Here is a 20,098-nt window from a genome sequence, read left to right on the forward strand (position 1 = left end):
CCAATTATTCAAAACGGTACACATTGGTATCACAGCCACAGCGGACTGCAAGAACAAATCGGAATGTATGGCTCAATGGTTTTGCTCAAAAGAGCAGACGACCCAACTTTCAGAAAAGGCATTGATGATTTGCCTTCTGTGCCTATTATTTTGAGCGAATGGACAGACTATAATCCTGATAATGTACACCGAATGTTGCACAATGCTAATGATTGGTTCGCCATTAAAAAAAACACTGTGCAGAGTTATGCAGAAGCCAAAAAAGCAGGACATTTCAAAACCAAATTGACCAACGAATGGAAACGAATGTTGGCAATGGACGTGAGTGATGTATATTATGACAAATTCTTGATTAACGGAACATCTGAAAGCCAACTCGCTCAATTCAAAGCAGGCGACAAAGTAAGGTTGCGAATATCAAACGGTGGTGCATCTTCCTATTTTTGGCTCACGTATGCAGGTGGAAAAATGACTGTCGTTGCCAATGATGGCAATGATGTTGAGCCTGTTGTGGTGGATAGACTAATTATAGGAGTTTCAGAAACCTATGATGTCATCGTTACCATTCCGGCAGAAAATACTTCCTATGAATTTTTGGCAACACCCGAAGACCGAACTAAATCAGCATCTATTTACATAGGTTCAGGTATTAAGCAGTTGGCAAGTCCATTGCCTAAACTGAAATACTTTGAAGGTATGAAGATGATGAACGATATGATGAAAATGGATGGCACAATGAACGATATGGGTATGGATATGTCATTGCAACAAATGGATATGAATACGGTAATGTACCCTGAGATTACAGGAGAAAATAAACCCAAAAAATCCGAACATTCAGACCATAGCAATCATACAATGCCCAGTAATGACATTGTTACCTTAAACTACGCAATGCTGAAATCACCTACCAAAACCACTTTGCCAAAAGATGCACCTATCAGAGAATTAAGGTTTGAATTAACAGGCAATATGAACCGCTATGTGTGGAGTATGGACAACCGAGTGCTTGCTGAAACTGATAAAATTCTAATCAAAAAAGGAGAAATTGTAAGAATAACACTCTACAACAACTCGATGATGCGACACCCGATGCACTTGCACGGACACGATTTTAGGGTTATAAACGGGCAAGGCGATTATGCACCGCTTAAAAATGTTTTGGACATAATGCCTATGGAAACCAATGTGATTGAGTTTGAAGCCAATTTAGAAGGCGATTGGTTTTTTCATTGTCATATTCTCTACCATATGATGGCAGGGATGAACCGAGTTTTTAGTACAGAAAACCAAGCACCCAATCCATTGTTGCCTGACAAAAAATGGGCTTACAAAAAACTACAAAGAGAAAGCAACGAACTACATTTTATGTTTCAAAACGACTTTGCAACAAATGGAAATGATGGTATGACAATGTTACAAAATACCCGATGGAGTTTTGGCACTGAATGGCGTTTGGGATATAGCGACAAACACGGATACGAAACAGAAACACACATAGGGCGATACATAGGCAGAAACCAATGGCTAATGCCCTTTATTGGCTTTGATTGGCGATACAGAAAGCACGAAACACCAGAAAAAAATCTTTTTGGGCAGACTAATACCAAAGACAATCGGACACAGTTTAGTTTAGGGGTTGCATATACTCTGCCAATGCTTATAATTTTACAAACAGAAGTCTATCACGATGGAAACGTAAGAGTACAATTAAGACGTGAAGACATTCCACTTTCAAAAAGGTTTAGAGCTGCATTTATGGTAAATACAGACAGAGAATATATGCTTGGACTGAATTATATCGCAAGTAAAAACTTAGGTTTCAGAACGCATTACGACAGTGATATGGGTTTTGGAGTAGGACTGACATTTAATTATTAAAACCAACCCACAAGCCATACACATTGCCAAGTCGCACGAGCCGATACGCAAACCAAAACTTGGCAAAGAGTATGGCTTCCCAACAGTAACAGAATTGACCGACTATATAACGGACAAAAAAGAACAACGAAGGCACAACATCGGTTTTGCGTAATGGCGGGTTCAGTGCAAAATTGTAATTTTGTGCATCTAATTAGCATTTTGGTAGGCTGACAGTGAAGTGCATCTAAGTCTGCCACTACGCAAAGCCGCAAACCGTTGGCGGTCATTCTAAAAAACGTCACTGCCTAACAGAAAATTTCAATAAAAAATTTGCATATTGTTATCTGAATAGTTAACTTTGTGGTGTGGAAACTATAAGACAAGTTATTGCATATAAAAAATACTTTTTGGACTTCTACCAAGCCCAAACAGATGAAGTACAAAGAAAGATTGAATGGACTTTGAACTTGTTGCGGACAATTGACCGAGTTCCTAAAAAGTATTTTGACCATATAACTGGAACTGACGGACTTTTTGAAGTTCGGGTTGAACTTGGTGGAAACATTTTTAGAATTTTCGCTTTTTTCGATAAAGGAAATTTAGTTGTTTTAGGGAATGGTTTTCAAAAAAAATCTCAAAAAACACCAAAAAATGAAATAGAAAAGGCAATAAAAATAAAAGCAGAATATGAAAACGAAAGAAAATAACATTACAACGCTTGACGAAATCCTTGACAATAAATACGGAAAACGAGGTGCAAAAGAAAGAGAACAGTGGGAACAAGAATTTGAAAGTTTCCAACTTGGTGTTTTGCTGGAGGAAGCAAGACGCAAACTTGGTATGACACAAGAAGAACTTGCTGAAAAGTGCGGAACAAATAAGTCTTACATTTCACGTATAGAAAATAATGCAAGTGACATTCGACTTTCAACTTTGATGAAAATTATTCAAACGGGATTAGGCGGACATTTAAAACTTACTTTACAGCTCTAACAAAAAGAACGAACCGCCAACAAGGTATTGCCGCAAGCGGGGGATATTTGCATTTTAGAAAAATTTGTTTACCTTTGAGGTGTGGTATTTCAGTTGAAGTTGGGTGCTGAGAAGTCCCCGCCTTCGGCAATACCCGGACCGTTAGCAGTAATGGTAGGACGACCCAACCGATAACAATAGACAATGCAGAAAACGACATTTAAAATATCAAAAATGGACTGCCCATCCGAAGAACAAATGATACGGATGAAACTTGCCGACTTGACAAACATCAACTCGTTGGACTTTGATATACCGAACAGACAACTGACCGTTTTTCACACTGACAATCACGACCAAATTTTTCAACGACTTGACAACTTAAAGTTTGACACTTCTCTTATTGACAGCGTTTCGGCAGACAATTACATTTCAACAACCGACAACACAGACCGAGAAAAAAAATTACTTTGGCAAGTTTTAGCCATCAACTTTTTCTTTTTTGCACTTGAACTTGCGACAGGTTTTATTTCTAACTCAATGGGACTTGTAGCCGACAGTTTGGATATGCTTGCCGACAGTATTGTTTACGGACTTGCACTTTTTGCAGTTGGTGGGACAATGACACGAAAAAAGAACATTGCAAAATCGGCAGGTTATTTTCAGTTGACACTTGCGGTTTTTGGTTTTATAGAAGTTATCAGACGATTTGTTGGAACGGAAACAATTCCAGTATTTCAGACAATGATAATTATTTCAATTCTTGCTCTTATTGGAAACGGACTGTGTTTGTATTTACTGCAAAAAAGTAAAAGCAAAGAAGCACATATGCAAGCAAGTATGATTTTCACATCTAATGACGTAATTGTAAACCTTGGAGTAATTGTAGCAGGCGGACTTGTTTACTTGACAAACTCAAAATATCCTGACCTTATCGTTGGGACAATTGTATTTTTCATCGTTGGACAAGGAGCATTTAAAATCTTGAAACTATCAAAATGACGACTGAAAGACTGAAAGAAGAACCACTACTGCTAACAGCGGTTTGGCAAAAGGCGGGGTTTCGTGCTTCGTAGAGCCATTTGTGCAAGGTTCAACATTTGTGCTTCGTATGAAATTTAGTGCTAAAAGTCCCGCCCTTCGCCAAGCCGCAAACCGTTATGCGACATTTTATAGAAAAATATGCGATATAGTAGAAAACAAATAACTAAAGCAGGAGAAAAACTTATATCTTCAAAGTCAGATAGTGAAATTAATGAAGCATTAAGTATGATTAACAGTTGGAGAACAACTCATTTGCATCCACTTGTTGTATTAAAAAACAGTTTAATACGTCTTTTGTCAAAAAATAATATTGAACCAAAATTAATTTCACAAAGACTTAAAAGATTAACATCAATAGTTTATAAGCTTGACCTAAACCCAAGTATGGGCTTAGGTGGAATGCAAGATATTGGAGGCTATCGTGCTGTTTTGAAAGATGTTAGAGACTTGAAAAAATTGAACGAAGCGTTGAAAAATCAAAGAAGTAATCATAAACTTGAAAAAATTGTGGATTATGTTAATGAGCCCAAACATACAGGTTATAGAAGTATTCATTACATTTATAAATATTCGTCAACAAAAGAAGATTATGACGGATTGAAAATTGAATTACAAATTAGAACGAAACTGCAACACAATTGGGCAACCGCTGTTGAAACAGCGGGGATAATAACTAAAACATCTTTAAAATCAAATCAAGGTCCAGATGAATGGCTAGACTTTTTTAAAGTGGTAAGTTCGCTATTCGCAATTAAGGAGAAACTTCCAGTTATGGAAGAGCATAAAAATCTATCGATGGAAGATTTGATGATTAAATGTTACAATTACTGCAATGAATTAAATATTTTAACAAAATTGAAAGCGATAAGAGTTTCTACAAATAGAATTGAGTCAGATAATTTTCCAGGGGATTACTATTTGCTTAACATCAACCTTGTCCAAATGTCAGTAAATATTCAAATCTTCAATAAGAATCAATTTGAATATGCAACAAAAGAATATTTAAGACTTGAAACTAGTATTAAAGAGAGCGAAAATGCTGTTGTATTAGTTTCGGCTTCCTCTTTAAAAACTCTAAAAAAAGCATATCCTAGCTACTTTCTTGACACTTCTGAATTTATCCAAGCAATTGAAAAAATGAATACAAATTGTAAGGAAAAAAAATATGTTTAACAAAAACGTCGCATAACATAGTATTTGCAAAAGGCGGGGTTAAGTGCAGGGTTGAAAATTTAGTAATATTTATCCGCTTCTGCTTTTCCGTATTACTTTTTTTGAGTAAATTAGCATGACGGAAAAAGCATCCGCTTCGGTTGAACTGAATTGAACTTAAAGTTCATTTCAGCTCCGCCCTTCGCAAATACTTTTCCCGTTGTGCGTCAGCTTATTCGAACATTGTGCATAAAACAAACTGAAAAATTAAGTTGTGATATTTGGAAACTTTTGTATCTTTGTTGAAAATTTACATAAAACAACTAAATGCAATTTTTTGAAACACGATTTTTAGAAGAAGCTGACAAGTTTATTTCTGAACTTGATGAAAAAACTGCTAGAAAACTGTTTTATAACATTGATTTAGCCCAACAAACAAACGACCCAAGACTTTTCAAAAAACTTAAAAATGACATTTGGGAGTTTAGAACACTTTATGCAGGACTTCAAATTCGACTTCTTGCATTTTGGGACAAAACAGACGGAAAAGAAACTTTAGTACTTGCAACGCACGGGTTTATAAAGAAAGTTAACAAAGTCCCAACAAAAGAAATTGACAAAGCGGTCAAAATTAGAGAAAAATATTTTAGTAATAAACAAAATAGCAAATAAAATGGCAAATAACGAAATTAAATCATACTCACTTGCCGAAATGAAAGATAAATATATCGGTAAAGTTGGAACAAAAGAACGTGACGAGTACGAATATGAACTACGAATGGATGTTTTAGGTAAAATGATTAAAACGGCTCGACAAGAACGAAATTTGACACAAGAACAATTAGGACAAATTGTTGGCGTTCAAAAATCTCAAATTTCCAAATTAGAAAGTAGTGCAAACAGTGCGACAATTGACACGATAATTAAAGTGTTTAAAGCATTGAAAGCCGAAATTAACTTTAATGTGAAACTTGAAGAACAACATATAAAACTAGTCTAAAACAAAGCCGAACGCACAACAAGGTATTGCCGCAAGCGGGGTTAATTGCTTTTTTAGAAACTTTTGTTTACTTTTGAAGTATGGTATTTTAGTTGAAGTTAGGTGCTAATAAGCCCCGCCTTCGGCAATACCCTGACCGTTAGCAGAAATTTTATGAAAACAGTCCTCTCAACAATGTTTTACTTAACAATTTTATCTTGTAATAATTCAAATAGCAATAATATGGTTTTTTTTGATAAATTTTTTGGAAAGAAAGAACAATCGGAACAAACTTCAAAACCTAATTCTAACTCTTTAAAAATTGAAAAAACAGCTGAAATGCTGGATGAAGATTTATACTGGAAAATTATTGATAATTCATTAAAAAATTCAGAAAATCAAGATGAACAAGAAAAGTTTCTAATTTCGGAAATTAGCAAATTAACCCCTAAGCAAATGATTGGATTTCGTTTAAGAACCGACAAACTTCTCTACGATACGTATAATTCTGAAATGTGGTGTGCTAGTTATTTAATGAATGGAGGAAGTTCCGATGACGGATTTGAGTATTTTAGAAATTGGGTAATTTCGAGAGGTAAAGATGTTTATTACAAAGCAAAAGAAAATCCTGATACTCTAATTTCTCAAAAAGATTTCGGAGAAGAAGGTTTTTATGAATTTGAACTTTTTTGGTATGTAGCTTTAGAAGCATTCCGACAACGAACAGGACAAGATTTATATGATTTTATTGACGAAGATAATTTTACTACGAAAGAAGGAAATTATCCTGAATTTGAATTTACTTGGAAAGAAGAAAATCCTGAAAGTATGAAAAAAATATGTCCTAAAATTTACGAAGAATTTACGAATAAATAAAAACTTCTGCTAACAAGGGTTTTGCGTCAGGCGGGCTAAAGTGCAAAATTCAGGTTTTGTACTTCTATGAAAATTTGTATATTAGCCGAACATCTTGGCTTCGAAAGCCCGCCCGAACGCAAAGCCCCCGACCGTTAGCGGTCAGCTTAAAAAAGGACACGAACAAAATGAACAAAGAAATTATATCGAAAATTATTGGACGACTTAGACAAGATGAAAGTTTTCCTGATTGGTGGAAAAGTGAAGAGGTAGCAATTCCATTTTTCGACAACGACAAGTTGACGATAACCTTTATGGATTTTGAACCCGAACACGACAAGACATTTATTGACGAAGCAGACCAAGCTTTGACAAATTTTTTGAAGCTAAACGCAAACGACCGAAATTTGATTTCTGAATTGGCTTATAAAAACTGTATGGATTTTTTGGACGCAGTTGAATATGACGAAGCAGACGAACCATTAAGACAGATAAAAAACAAGAACGAAATTTGGAAATTCATACAGCCGACAGAAATTTATGTAACAAGACGACCTTACAAGGAGCAAGATATTTATGTTCAAATTGCTTGTGAGTGCGATTGGGAACAAGAACACGGACTTCAATTAGTATTTAGACAAGGGAAAAAACTCACGAGAATTAGTGACCAAGACGGACATTTAACAGAAGCTGATGCTTACGACAAACCAGACGAGGAAGATGAATTACTATCAAGATTTTAATGACTGAGAACAAGAAAGCCGAACCGCTAACAAGGTATTGCCAAAAGCGGGGCTGAACGGCTTCGATTGGAAATTTGTGCAAGGTTCAACATTCGTTCTTCGATTGAACTTTTATGCTAAAAATCCCCGCCTTCGGCAATACCCGAGCCGTTGTACGACATTTTAAAAAAGGTTGTCAAAAAACTAAACTAATTATAATTAAAAAAGAAAATTTATGAAAAAAACATTATTCCTAAGTGTTTTAAGTTTACTCACAATTTCTTGTTCAGATAATTTATCTGAATCTAAAGTTAAGAGTCTTGTAAATGAATGTTTGGAAAAAGATCCTATTTATGGAAAAGGAGTTATTAGAAGTGGAAAGGTTTCTTATATGTCTGAAGAAGATATAAATCAATATCAAGAATTACAAAAAAAAGGGTTGTTAACAATTGAAAGTAAGGAAGAAAAAAGTGGTTGGTTTACAAATAAATTTCAATTAGTTGCTTTGACTGACAAATCTAAGTCTTATGTAATTGAAAGTAAAGATATATCTGAAAACACTAAAGTCAATTATGTGAAGTTATATACAAATAAGTTAGATAAAGTTGGTTCAATTCAAGAAATTCCTTCAATGAACATTGCTGAAGTAAGTGTTACCTATAAAAAAGAAGATAAGACACCATTTTATGATGTGTTAGAAAAGGACAAAACAGATTTTAATACGAAAAAGATAGCACTGAAAAAAACTGAGAATAACGGTTGGATTTATTGTGAAAAATAAAAAAAACGTCGTACAACATAGTATTTGCAAAAGGCGGAGTTGAGGGAATGATAGAAAGTTCAGTAATATTTCAATCGCAAAATGCTTTTCAATTCAACTATTTTGATTAATTTAGTTTCATTGAAAAAGCATTTGCTACGGTTGGACTGAATTGAACTTAAGGTTCATTTCAGTTCCGCCCTTCGCAAATACTTTTCCCGTTGTAACCAATTTAGGAAAACCTTGTGGGAAAAATAACGGAAAAAGAAAATGAAGATTTAAAAGCTGATTTTGTATTACTAATGCACCCACGTTCCAAGTGGTTGTTTTGGAAATACTTTCGGAAATATCGAATAGAAGGCTCTTTATGGAATAGCTCTGAATTTATTGTTTACAAGGGAATAGAGGTTGAATTTATGTTTTATTCACGAGAAAATGAATTATTATTTCAAGAAACCTATGAATTAGACCGCTGGTTACCTCCTCGAACTAAACGAGAATTGATAATAGATTTACCTGAATTAGTGAAGAAAACAGAACGGAAATTTAACCATTTTGATTACCGAATTACTAAGTGGATAGAAGTATCAGGAGTAGGAGGACATAATACCGTTAAACCTTAACTCCATCAAATTCTGGTGTCTAAACCTCATAAATAATTGATTTTCATATTTTTACAACACGACACAGAATAACCTAATTATTGCATTAAGTATTAAAAATCAAAATGTTACAATGTTTAAACTGTCTGAACAATCGGATTTAGGGTTAAGTATAAAGATAAAGAAATAAAAACTGGTTACAACAAGGTATTGCCGCAAGCGGGGGTAATTGTTTTTTTAGAAAATTTTGTTTATCTTTGAGGTGTGGTATTTTAGTTGAAGTTAAGTGCAAAGAAGCCCCGCCTTCGGCAATACCCTGACCGTTAGCGGCAATCGTATCAAAACGCACGGCTGAAAAGAAATTTTTTGAATATGAGCATTAACAAAGCCCAAATTCTAAAAAACATTCGAATTACAGTGCATTAACACATACAGAATAACAACAGTTGATAAAACAATAAAATGAAAAACGGATTTAAAGTAATTGGAATTTCCACTCGGACAACAAACAAAGACAACAAATCAAAGGAAGATTTGGGAAAACTTTGGGGGCAATTCTATGCGGAAAACATTTTTGAGAAGATACCGAATAAAGTATCAGATGAAATATTTTCAATTTATACTGATTACAAAAGCAACTACACCGAGGAATATACTACGATTATAGGTGTTCCTGTTTCAACACTAAATGAAATCCCTAACGGATTAGTCGGTCGGGAATTTGAAGCCGAGAATTTTCAAAAATTCGTAGCAAAAGGCGAAATGCCGAACGCTGTTATCAATACTTGGATAGACATTTGGAATAGAGACGAAGAACTCAATAGAAAATATACGTATGACTTTGAAGTATATGGGGAAAACAGCCAAAAAGGTCAAGATTCGGAAGTGGAGATTTATATCGCAACAAAATAAGGAAAAACACCTGCCGCTAACATAGTATTTGCAAAAGGCGGGGTTAAGTGCAGGGTTGAAAATTTGGTAATATTTAGTCGCTCCTGCTTTTCCGTATTACTTTTTTCTTAAATTAGCAATACGGAAAAAGCATCCGCTTCGGTTGTGCTGAATTGAACTTATCGTCCAATTCAAACCCGCCCTTCGGCAATACCCTGACCGTTACCAGCTATACACTCCAAACATTTCGCTAAGGACTTGAAACGATTAAAAAACGCTCTAAATTGTGAATAATAAGAAACTGAACTTAGACCCAGCCGAGCAGTGCGTGTTAGGGGGTCTAAATTCATTTTCTACAACGGACGACTTAAAAGCATATTTTTGAATGAGCCGACTCCTAAAAAATGTTGGAGAGTACAGCTGATAACTTTTAACGCTCGACAGAATGTTGGACTTTTAAAACCTAAAAAAGAGGAAAAATCCCAAAGGAAAGGAACTCAAACTGACGAAAAGCGGAAAAACGAATGGATTTCGGAACTGAAAACAGAAAAAGAATAACTAAAAAACTGTGGAACTGACTAAAGGCTGAAAAACTAAACGGTCAAATTGTGGACTTGAACGCTGAAAACGTGAAAAATGTGCGGACTGAAAACTATGCGGAAAAGACACCACGCTGAAAAAAATAGTACAGCTGGTAACAAGGTATTGCCGCAAGCGGGGGATATTTGCATTTTAGAAACTTTTGTTTATCTTTGAAGTATGGTATTTTAGTTGAAGTTAGGTGCTGAGAAGCCCCGCCTTCGGCAATACCCCGACCGTTGTAATCAATTTAGGAAAACCTTGTGGGAAAAATAACGGAAAAAATAAATGAAGATTTAAAAGCTGATTTTGTGTTACTAATGCACCCACGTTCTAAGTGGTTGTTTTGGAAATACTTTCGGAAATATCGAATAGAAGGCTCTTTGTGGAATATCTCTGAATTTATTGTTTACAAAGGAATAGAGGTCGAATTTATGTTTTATTCACGAGAAAACGAATTATTATTTCAAGAAACCTATGAATTAGACCGCTGGTTACCTCCTCGAACTAAACGAGAATTGATAATAGATTTACCTGAATTAGTGAAGAAAACAGAACGGAAATTTAACCATTTTGATTACCGAATTACTAAATGGATAGAAGTATCAGGAGTGGGAGGACATAATACCGTTAAACCCTAACTCTGTCAAATTTTTCTGTTTGAATCATATAAGTTATTGATTTTCATATTTTTACAACACAGTGCAGAATAACCTAATTATTGCATTAAGTATTAAAAATCAAAATGTTACAATGGTTAAATTGTCTGAACAATCGGATTTAGGGTTAAGTATAAAGATAAAGAAATAAAGAAATAAAACTGGTTACAACAAGGTATTGCCGCAAGCGGGGTTAATTGTTTTTTTAGAAAATTTTGTTTATCTTTGAAGAGTGGTATTTTAGTTGAAGTTAGGTGCTAATAAGTCCCGCCTTCGGCAATACCCGGACCGTTAGCCGACACCCCACGAGCGATCGTGCAAAAATCGACATTCCGACAAATTTCAGCTTTGGAGTAACTTCAAACAAAAATTAAAATTGTATATTTGGAACGTATTTTGAATAAAAATGAAATGACTAAATATAAAATAGCAAAACCGTTTTTGAAATGGGCAGGTGGAAAAACACAACTCATTTCTGATATTGAACGAACTCTACCAACAAACATAACGCAGAAGAATTTCACATATATTGAGCCATTTGTGGGTAGTGGGGCAGTACTTTTTTGGGTACTCAACAACTTTGCAAACCTAAAAAAAGCTGTAATTAACGACATCAACGAAGATTTAATTAACACTTACAAAACCATTGCGGACAGACCAAAAGAGTTGATTTCAATTTTGCAAATAATGCAAAATGAATTTCACGCTCTGGAAGGAAACGAAGAAAAGAAGAAACTCTATTACTACCAGAAAAGAGAATTATACAATTCAAGAAAAGAAGAACAAAGCGGACAAGCCGCCCTGTTTATTTTTCTCAATCGTACTTGTTTTAATGGTTTGTATCGAGTGAATAGAAAAAATGAATATAATGTTCCGATGGGAGGTTATAAAAAACCAACTATTTGCGACAAAGAAAATATTTTAGCAGTTAGCAACGCATTGCAAAAAGTAGAAATTTTGTGTGGCGATTTTGAGCAAACGCTTGATTTTGCAGAGCAAAATACGCTTTTCTATTTTGATCCACCATACAAACCATTAAGCGAAACATCGAGTTTCAACTCTTATGCAAAAGATGAATTTAACGACAGCGAACAAATCAGATTAAGAGATTTCTGCAACAAACTTGATATTTTAAATCATATATGGATTTTAAGTAATTCTGATGTGAAAGGAAAAGATGAAAATGATAATTTCTTTGACGATTTATATTCTGATTTCAACATTCAAAGAGTTGATGCAAGAAGAAGTATAAATGCAAATCCAGAAAAAAGAGGAAAACTAACAGAGTTATTAATTACAAATCAAGTAAACAACGAAGAATATGTCAGAGCAATTTAAAATCTTTTTATCGCAACTTTCAGAAACTAACGCAACGCTTGATTATTTCGCAGATTTTAAGAAAATAAGGAACAATGTAAACAAAATTGCAATCAAACTTAACCAATTGAATTATTTAATTGGCAAAGAAAATTTGAAAGAAGCGGTAATAGAACTTTATGAAGAAAATTCAAAAGTTTTTGAAGTATTGGACATCTTGATTGCTATTCGCAAAAACAAAAACGCTAAAACATTCAACAACAAAGGCGAAATAGTATTGTTAGACACTTATTTCACCTCGCCTGAACTGATTTTGGAATACATTGAAGAAACGGGATTGGCAGAAGTTTTTAGAAACAAAGATGTTACTAATTTAGTTGACTATGTTTTTGGAATAGAGGTTGGTTTAGATACAAATGCACGAAAAAACAGAGGGGGTGACAATATGTCAAAAGCTGTTTCACTCATTTTTGACAAAGCAGGAGTTTTCTACAAAAAGGAAGTAAATAATACAATCTTTCCAGAAATCATAAGTTTAGGTGCAGATGTAAAACGTTTTGATTTTGTCATTAAAACCAAAAAGAAAACTTATTTAATTGAAACTAATTATTACAATAGTGGAGGTTCAAAATTAAATGAAACAGCAAGATCTTATTCTGATGTTGCTCCTAAAATTAACCTATATGAAGGTTACGAATTTGTTTGGATAACTGATGGACAAGGTTGGTTTTCTGCAAAAAACAAATTAGAAGAAGCATATAACATAATTCCAAGTTTGTACAATTTGATAACACTTGAGGATTTTATCAAGAAAATACAAGAAGAAACTGTAATAGAATTTTAAATGATAGTACCTTATTTCAAATCTGATGACAAAAACTTTTATCTTCTTCACGGAGATACAATGGAACTTTTGCCAAAATTTGAACATAAGTTTGATATGGTTTTTGCCGACCCTCCTTACTTTTTATCTAACAATGGGCTTTCAATCCAAAACGGAAAAATTGTAAGTGTAAACAAAGGGAAATGGGATAAATCTGAAGGTTTTGAATTTATCAACGACTTTAACAGAAAGTGGCTTTCATTGGTTCGCGAAAAGATGAAAGGTGATGCTACAATTTGGATTAGTGGAACAATGCACAATATTTTTTCAGTCGGGCAAATCTTGACAGAGTTAGGCTTTAAAATTTTAAACATTGTAACTTGGGAAAAGACAAATCCACCACCAAATTTTTCGTGCAGATACTTTACTTATTCAACCGAACAAATCATTTGGGCAAGAAAAACTGAAAAAGTCCCCCATTATTTCAACTACAAGTTAATGAAGCAACTAAATGGCAATAGACAAATGAAAGACGTTTGGAAGTTACCAGCAATTGCACCTTGGGAAAAATCGTGTGGAAAACATCCAACACAAAAACCTTTATCAGTTTTGACAAGACTTATTTTGGCTTCGACAAAACCAAACGCTTGGATTTTAGACCCACTTGCAGGAAGCTCAACGACAGGAATTGCCGCAAATTTAGCTAACAGACGATTTTTAGGAATTGACCAAGAAGAAGAATTTTTGACAATCAGCAAGAACAGAAAATTGGAAATTGAAAATCCAAAAATATCTGTAACATACCGACAAAAAATGGGAGGTTTCAACGACGAAAAAGAACTTGAATTATTTCTTGTCGAAGAACCAAGAACAGAATATAAAAATGAATTAAAACTCGAAAACAAAAGGGCGATCGGCTAACATCGTATTGGCAAAATGGCGGGTTAAGTCCTAATATAAAAGCAAGTAGTTCTATTTAACATTAATGCTAAATTCAATATTTTGTGTTTTGATTTACGCTACTTCGCCAATACGTAAACCGTTATCTGCAACCATTCAAAAAAAACGCAAAAAACTATGAAAAGAATATTTTTGATAATTTTCTCTTTGATTTTATGTGATTTATATTTTTCACAGGATTATAAAATAATATATGAGTTTAAGTGGAAATCGGATAAATCGGACAGCAATTACAATTTAGAATTAATGGCTTTAACTACAAATTCAAAACTTTCCCAGTTTGAGGCTCTGTATAAATTTAAATATGACTCCTTAAAAACGGATTTAAGAAACAAGGGTATTAGAAGTGTCCCAAGCCCAAGACATGAATGGAAATTCCAACAGTTGATAGAAAAGAATTTACAGAGTGGAAACATATTGGTAGAGCAGGATATTTTTGATAAAACTTATATCACTAAATACACCTGTAAACCTGAATGGAAAATTTTAAAGGACAAAAGAGAGGTTTTTGGCTACAACTCCCGTAGTGCAGAAACAAATTTTGGTGGAAGGAAATGGATAGCTTGGTTTACTGACGAAATTCCAATTACTGACGGTCCATATAAATTTTATGGACTTCCTGGATTAATTTTAAAAATAAGCGATTCTGAAGAAAACTTTATTTTTGAAGCTAAGGCATTGACACGGGAAAAAAGTGACATATCAAAACGCAACAGAGAATCAGCCATTGTAAAACTAACTCCAAAGCAATGGGAATCTTTTTGGGAGAAATTTCAGAAAGACCCTTCGAATATTTTTGCAAACCTAAATGAACAAGGTGCGACTTACAGTTATGTTTATAACGGCAAAGATGTGAATACAAAGGAAGCTCGTGAATCTTTCAATAAAGTAGAAAAAGAAAAAATTAATTTCTTTAAAAACCCCATAGATTTAAAAAATTGTGAATAATGCCTGCAGATAACATAGTATTTGCAAAAGGCGGGGAGGAGTAATGAATTGAAAAGTAGAAATATTTATCCGCATCTGCTTTTCCGTATTACTTTTTTTCTTAGTTTAGCAATACGGAAAAAGCATCTGCTTCGGTTTGGTTGAAATTGAACGATTGGTTTAATTTAGCCCGCCCTTCGCAAATACTTTTCCCGTTGTGCGTCAGCTTAAAACGACAGCGTAAATAACAAATAGACAAAAAACAGAAAATATGAAATTTATTTATTATAACTTACTTTTTATACTTGTAACATTAACAAGTTGCTCAAATGCATCACAACCAAACGACCCTATTCCAGAACACGAAACTTTTAAAATTCAATCTAAACAAGTTGGAGAAGAAAGAGTAATCAATGTTTGGACACCAGAAAATTATAGAGCAAGTAAAGACTCTTTGCCTGTAATGTATATGGCAGATGGTGGAATAAAAGAAGACTTTCCTCACATTGCAAATACTTTGGCTAAACTAATTAAAGAAAAGAAAATAAAACCTTTAATACTTGTCGGAATTGAAAACACTCAACGAAGAAGAGATTTGACAGGCTTTACAGAAGTAACGAAAGACAAAGAAATTGCACCAGTTGTTGGTGGTTCAGAAAAATTTAGAGCATTTATCAAAGACGAACTTTTCCCTGAAATTAACAAAAGATACAGAACAACGACTGAAAAAAGTATAATTGGGGAATCTGCATCAGGACTTTTTGTAATGGAAACATTTTTCCTAACACCTGAAATGTTTGACAATTATATCGCTTTTGACCCTTCACTTTGGTGGAATAATCATTATTTGGTAAGAACAGCAAAAGAACATTTAGCGAAATTTCCAATATCAGAAAAACGGATTTGGTTTGCAGGTTCAGACGCAGAAGACGTTTCGCCTTTTACAAAAGAATTAGCTGACATTTTTAAAACAGAGAACAAAGAAAATATTAAATGGAAATTTTCAGACGAACCAAAAGAAAAACATACGACAATTTTCAGAGCAACGAAGGAAAAAGCAATTATTTGGACACTAAACAAAACTGAATAAAAAGCCGAACGCACAACAGCAGTTTGGCAAAATGGCGGGTTCAGTGCTAAAATGAACATTTGGTTTTCAAATGAACATTAGTGCTAAATTGAAAGTAAGTGCTTCAAAATCCGCCACTTCGCCAAGCTGCGAACCGTTGCACGCAACACTACTGAAACTCACGCTACAGAAATAAAACTAAATTTTTGCGATATAAAAGAAACTGAATCCAAACCGAACGAGGATAATGTAGAGAGGTTTGAATTCATTTTCTGTTTTTTGTATTACGGAATAGAATTGACTTTTACTCGTAGTGAATTTTCAATAGCGTTGCGTACAACAGAACATTCGCTGAATTGATTTTATAGTCGTAGTGAATATGATTCTTGTAAAAAACTGGATTGAAAATAGGGGAGAATTGAATTTGAAAAAATAGAATTGATTTTAGGAAACTGAAATTGACTGAAAATGCTTGAAAAGTTGAATTTTAAACTATGCGAATATACCAAATTGTGAATATCAAATAGAAATGGAAATGAAAGTTCTGCGTGCAACACGGGTTTTGCAAAAAAGCGGGAGTGGTTTTGTTTGGACATAATGTAATTTTTATTACCTTTGTGTTGTTGGGAGAAGGTAAGTGTTTTTTTAGCCCGCTTCTTCGCAAAGCCCCACCATTATGTGCAATGTCATAAAAAAAACCGTATAAAATGAATAAAATAATAACAATTTTATCATTTCTAACTTTTTTGTTCTGCTTTTCACAAAATTCTGAAGAATTAAACAAAAAAGGAATTGAACTTCTCATCCAAAAAAAATATGAACAAGCAATTCCACTTTTATGAAAATCTGCTGAACTGGGAAACGCAGAAGCTCAATATAATCTAGGTTATTGCTATGAATTTGGAGTTGGAGTTGCAAAAGATGAAAAAATAGCAACTTCTTGGTATCAAAAATCTGCTGACCAAAACTATAATGACGGGCTTTATGCAATGATGATGGCTTATTCTGATGGGAAAGGTGTCGAGCCAAATTATGATAAAGCATTTGAGTATGCAATGAAATGTGCAAAAAACGATGATGCAACTTGTATGTTTAATGTTGTAACAGCATATAAAGATGGAATTGGAACGCCAAAAAACAAGCAAAAAATGTTAGAATGGGCAATGAAATTGGCGAAACTTAAAAACCCTGAGAATCTAAATTTGAGTGGAAGAATAACTTCGGCAAGACTTAATCTTGCTTATATGTTCAGAGATGGAATTGATGTAGAGAAAGATATTTTTAAAAGTTATATATGGTTTCTAATATACAATGAAAACAAAAGAGATTTTTCAGTTTTTCAACAAGATGATGTTGTGAAAGAAATTCAAGAGATAGAAAAGAATTTAACAAAAAAACAAAAAATTGAAGCTATTTTAGAAGCAGAGAAAATACTTGAACGAAAATTAGTGAATTTAAAAAAAACTATATAAGTCTGAAATCTAAAAGACACTGCACATAACATAGTATTTGCGCAAGGCGGGGATAAGGTGTTGAAAATGAAAAGCAGAAATATTTAGCCGCAGATGCTTTTCAATTCAACTATTTTGAGTAATTTAGTTTCATTGAAAAAGCATCTGCTACGGTTGGTCTAAATTGAACTTTTCAGCCCAATTTAGCCCGTCTTTCGCAAATACTTTTTCCGTTAGCTGTAATTTTAAAACATACCGCACTAAATAATGACAAGTTCAGAAAAATATGTTTCAGAGTTATGTGAAAAATCTTTTTTGCCATTTTGGAGTTATCCAAATCCGATAGGAAAAAACAATAAAGAACTTTGTGATGTTTTAATTGTATGTGGCGACATTATAATAATAATTTCAGTTAAAGATATTAAAATGTCCAAGCATAATGATGATAGTGTTGTTTATGAAAGATGGGTTAGGAAAGCAATTGATGATTCCGTCAAACAAATTTATGGAGCGGAAAAACACATTTTAAATTCTGACGAAATTACTCTAAAAGACTATTGCACGAAGATACCTTTACCAAAAAAAGAAAATAGAAAAATTTACAGAATTGCAATTGCATTTGGAAGCAGTCCAAATTTCCCTTTACCAATGGGTGATTTTGGAAAAGGATATGTTTCGGTTTTTGATGAAAAATCAACAAATATTATTTTAAATGAATTAGATACTATCATTGATTTTACAAAATATCTTGATGCTAAAGAGTTACTCCAAAAGAAGGCAACTATTATCGCTGCATACGAAACCGATTTCTTAGCTTTTTATTTAAGAACTGGACTTGATTTTGATGATTCAACCGATTCAATAATTTTGGATAGTAATCTTTGGGAGTCATATCAATCAAGTGCAGAATATGAATCTTGGAAAAATGAAAGTGCTGTAAGTTATGTTTGAGATATTTTTATCAAAATTCTGTTTACAAATCAATTTAAAGATAAAATAAATAATAAAAAATTTTTGGAATATGAAGAGGCATTAAGAATAATAAATTTAGAAGATAGAATTTCAAGAATAGGATTAGGCCTAAATTTAGAACATGCAATTAAGGATAAGGTTCAAGCTCGTATGATTCAGGCAAACAGTGATAAAGATTATACTTATGTTTTTATGCCATTATCTGAAAAAAACTGGAACATTAAAAAAGACGAATTGCTTTTGAGATGTGATGTTGCAAGATACTTGAATCCACATATTCAAAAAGTTATTGGTATTTCTGTAGGAAAGGAATTAATAAACAATCAACAGATTCCAATTTTTGATATTTGCTATATTAATGTTCCTGAAATAACTCCTGATTTTGAAAAACACGTAAAAAAAGTTCAAAAAGAACTTGGGTATTTTACAAACCCGAGGATCTCAAAAATGAAATAAGAAACTACAGCTAACATAGTATTTGCGCAAGGCGGGGAGAGGCGTTGAATTGAAAAAGCCGAAATATTTAGTCGCAAATGCTTTTTAATTCAACTATTTTAAGTAATTTAGTTTCATTGAAAAAGCATCAGCTTCGGTTTGGTTGAAATTGAACTATTGGTTCAATTTAGTCCGCCCTTCGCAAATACTTTTCCCGTTACCTGCAATTTCACTCAAAAACTATTTAAAAATGAAAAAAGCATTTTATTTATCGAGTATCATCTTTATGATTACAAGTTGTTCATCATTTTCAAAATCATCCAAAGAAACTAAATTTGGGAACGAGAGAGGCTATCAAAGCGTTTACAATCGGGCAGTTAATTTCAAATCGTTAACTTTTGGAGACTTCAAATTCGCATTGCGAAACAAGGAATATAAAAAACTTCGTACGAATAATACAGAGTTTAAAAACATATTGTTCTATGGAAGGACTGACGAACCTGCGTATGAATATTTTGTTTTACTTAACCCAAAAGAAAAAAAAATTGACACTTCAAAATATTTTGTAAAGGATACGATTATAAAAAATAACAATTTCATTCTTCTAATTTCTAATTACGCACCAAAAAGCGATATAAAATTTATAAGCGAAAACATCTTTGAATATTGAAAATAAAAGAAACTGCAGGTAACATAGTATTTGCAAAAGGCGGGGTTAAATGCAGGGCTGAAAGATTTGTAATATTTATCCGCTTCTGCTTTTCAATTCAACTATTTTTATTAATTTAGTTTCATTGAAAAAGCATCTGCTACGGTTGGTCGAAATTGAACTATTCGTTCAATTTAGCCCGCCCTTCGCAAATACTTTTTCCGTTACCAGCTATACACTCCAAGCATTTCGCTAAGGACTTGAAACGATTTAAAAAACGCTCTAAATTGTGAATAATAAGAAACTGAATTCAGACCCAGCCGAGCAGTACGTGTTAAAGGGTCTAAATTCATTTTCTACAACGGACGACTTAAAAGCATATTTTGAATGAGCCGACTCCTAAAAAATGTTGGAGAG

General features: G+C 33.5%; 22 protein-coding genes and 2 pseudogenes. All 24 read left to right on the forward strand.

Features of this window, described 5'->3' with window-relative positions:
- Positions 1-1,881, forward strand: a pseudogene (locus RA0C_RS00005) (multicopper oxidase domain-containing protein); the annotation flags it as partial.
- A 347-nt stretch (positions 1,882-2,228) separates the two neighbouring features.
- Positions 2,229-2,570, forward strand: a complete 342-nt coding sequence (locus tag RA0C_RS00010; RefSeq protein WP_013447208.1) for a type II toxin-antitoxin system RelE/ParE family toxin — start codon at positions 2,229-2,231, stop codon at positions 2,568-2,570.
- Positions 2,551-2,856, forward strand: a complete 306-nt coding sequence (locus tag RA0C_RS00015; RefSeq protein ID WP_004917541.1) for a helix-turn-helix domain-containing protein — start codon at positions 2,551-2,553, stop codon at positions 2,854-2,856. The genes RA0C_RS00010 and RA0C_RS00015 overlap by 20 nt, the downstream gene beginning before the upstream one ends.
- A gap of 183 nt (positions 2,857-3,039) precedes the next feature.
- The gene (locus tag RA0C_RS00025; protein WP_004918542.1) at positions 3,040-3,837 is read left to right on the forward strand and encodes a cation diffusion facilitator family transporter; all 798 of its coding nucleotides are present in this window, start codon (positions 3,040-3,042) and stop codon (positions 3,835-3,837) included.
- Between the two features lie 180 nt (positions 3,838-4,017).
- Entirely contained in the window at positions 4,018-5,052 is a 1,035-nt protein-coding gene (locus RA0C_RS00030) for a RelA/SpoT domain-containing protein (RefSeq protein WP_013447209.1), read from the forward strand.
- A 306-nt stretch (positions 5,053-5,358) separates the two neighbouring features.
- Positions 5,359-5,703, forward strand: a complete 345-nt coding sequence (locus tag RA0C_RS00035; RefSeq protein WP_004917621.1) for a type II toxin-antitoxin system RelE/ParE family toxin — start codon at positions 5,359-5,361, stop codon at positions 5,701-5,703.
- Between the two features lies 1 nt (position 5,704).
- Positions 5,705-6,031, forward strand: coding sequence for a helix-turn-helix domain-containing protein (locus RA0C_RS00040; protein ID WP_004917623.1), 327 nt, complete (start codon positions 5,705-5,707; stop codon positions 6,029-6,031).
- Between the two features lie 222 nt (positions 6,032-6,253).
- Complete coding sequence (locus RA0C_RS00045) at positions 6,254-6,886, forward strand: DUF4240 domain-containing protein (protein WP_013447210.1); 633 nt, start codon at positions 6,254-6,256, stop codon at positions 6,884-6,886.
- Positions 6,887-7,053: 167 nt separating this feature from the next.
- Positions 7,054-7,608 carry a DUF6985 domain-containing protein gene (locus RA0C_RS00050; RefSeq protein WP_004917629.1) on the forward strand — a complete coding sequence of 185 codons (555 nt, stop codon included), beginning with the start codon at positions 7,054-7,056 and terminating at the stop codon, positions 7,606-7,608.
- Between the two features lie 214 nt (positions 7,609-7,822).
- Positions 7,823-8,368, forward strand: coding sequence for a hypothetical protein (locus RA0C_RS00055; protein WP_004917632.1), 546 nt, complete (start codon positions 7,823-7,825; stop codon positions 8,366-8,368).
- Positions 8,369-8,592: 224 nt separating this feature from the next.
- Positions 8,593-8,970, forward strand: coding sequence for a hypothetical protein (locus RA0C_RS00060; protein WP_013447211.1), 378 nt, complete (start codon positions 8,593-8,595; stop codon positions 8,968-8,970).
- A 441-nt stretch (positions 8,971-9,411) separates the two neighbouring features.
- The gene (locus RA0C_RS00070) at positions 9,412-9,861 is read left to right on the forward strand and encodes a GyrI-like domain-containing protein (RefSeq protein WP_013447212.1); all 450 of its coding nucleotides are present in this window, start codon (positions 9,412-9,414) and stop codon (positions 9,859-9,861) included.
- 360 nt (positions 9,862-10,221) lie between these two features.
- Positions 10,222-10,398, forward strand: a complete 177-nt coding sequence (locus RA0C_RS10400) for a hypothetical protein (protein ID WP_004920732.1) — start codon at positions 10,222-10,224, stop codon at positions 10,396-10,398.
- Between the two features lie 284 nt (positions 10,399-10,682).
- The gene (locus RA0C_RS00075) at positions 10,683-11,060 is read left to right on the forward strand and encodes a hypothetical protein (RefSeq protein ID WP_013447213.1); all 378 of its coding nucleotides are present in this window, start codon (positions 10,683-10,685) and stop codon (positions 11,058-11,060) included.
- 429 nt (positions 11,061-11,489) lie between these two features.
- A complete protein-coding gene (locus RA0C_RS00080) occupies positions 11,490-12,416 on the forward strand; it encodes a DNA adenine methylase (protein WP_004920740.1) in 927 nt (308 codons plus the stop codon).
- Positions 12,400-13,239 carry a type II restriction endonuclease gene (locus RA0C_RS00085; RefSeq protein WP_004920743.1) on the forward strand — a complete coding sequence of 280 codons (840 nt, stop codon included), beginning with the start codon at positions 12,400-12,402 and terminating at the stop codon, positions 13,237-13,239. The genes RA0C_RS00080 and RA0C_RS00085 overlap by 17 nt, the downstream gene beginning before the upstream one ends.
- Entirely contained in the window at positions 13,240-14,139 is a 900-nt protein-coding gene (locus tag RA0C_RS00090; RefSeq protein ID WP_004920747.1) for a DNA-methyltransferase, read from the forward strand.
- Positions 14,140-14,295: 156 nt separating this feature from the next.
- Positions 14,296-15,126, forward strand: a complete 831-nt coding sequence (locus tag RA0C_RS00095) for a GLPGLI family protein (RefSeq protein ID WP_004920750.1) — start codon at positions 14,296-14,298, stop codon at positions 15,124-15,126.
- Between the two features lie 250 nt (positions 15,127-15,376).
- Entirely contained in the window at positions 15,377-16,195 is an 819-nt protein-coding gene (locus RA0C_RS00100) for an alpha/beta hydrolase (protein WP_004918499.1), read from the forward strand.
- Positions 16,196-17,028: 833 nt separating this feature from the next.
- A pseudogene (locus RA0C_RS10640) lies at positions 17,029-17,094 on the forward strand (hypothetical protein); the annotation flags it as partial.
- A 69-nt stretch (positions 17,095-17,163) separates the two neighbouring features.
- Positions 17,164-17,646 (forward strand): tetratricopeptide repeat protein, encoded by a 483-nt coding sequence (locus RA0C_RS00115; RefSeq protein ID WP_004918516.1) that lies wholly within the window; start codon positions 17,164-17,166, stop codon positions 17,644-17,646.
- A 246-nt stretch (positions 17,647-17,892) separates the two neighbouring features.
- The gene (locus RA0C_RS00120; RefSeq protein ID WP_004918518.1) at positions 17,893-18,576 is read left to right on the forward strand and encodes a hypothetical protein; all 684 of its coding nucleotides are present in this window, start codon (positions 17,893-17,895) and stop codon (positions 18,574-18,576) included.
- A gap of 63 nt (positions 18,577-18,639) precedes the next feature.
- Complete coding sequence (locus tag RA0C_RS00125) at positions 18,640-19,053, forward strand: hypothetical protein (protein WP_004918519.1); 414 nt, start codon at positions 18,640-18,642, stop codon at positions 19,051-19,053.
- Positions 19,054-19,282: 229 nt separating this feature from the next.
- Positions 19,283-19,702 carry a hypothetical protein gene (locus RA0C_RS00130; RefSeq protein ID WP_004918522.1) on the forward strand — a complete coding sequence of 140 codons (420 nt, stop codon included), beginning with the start codon at positions 19,283-19,285 and terminating at the stop codon, positions 19,700-19,702.
- Positions 19,703-20,098: the final 396 nt, after the last annotated feature.

The organism is Riemerella anatipestifer ATCC 11845 = DSM 15868 (assembly GCF_000252855.1).
Lineage (GTDB): Bacteria > Bacteroidota > Bacteroidia > Flavobacteriales > Weeksellaceae > Riemerella > Riemerella anatipestifera.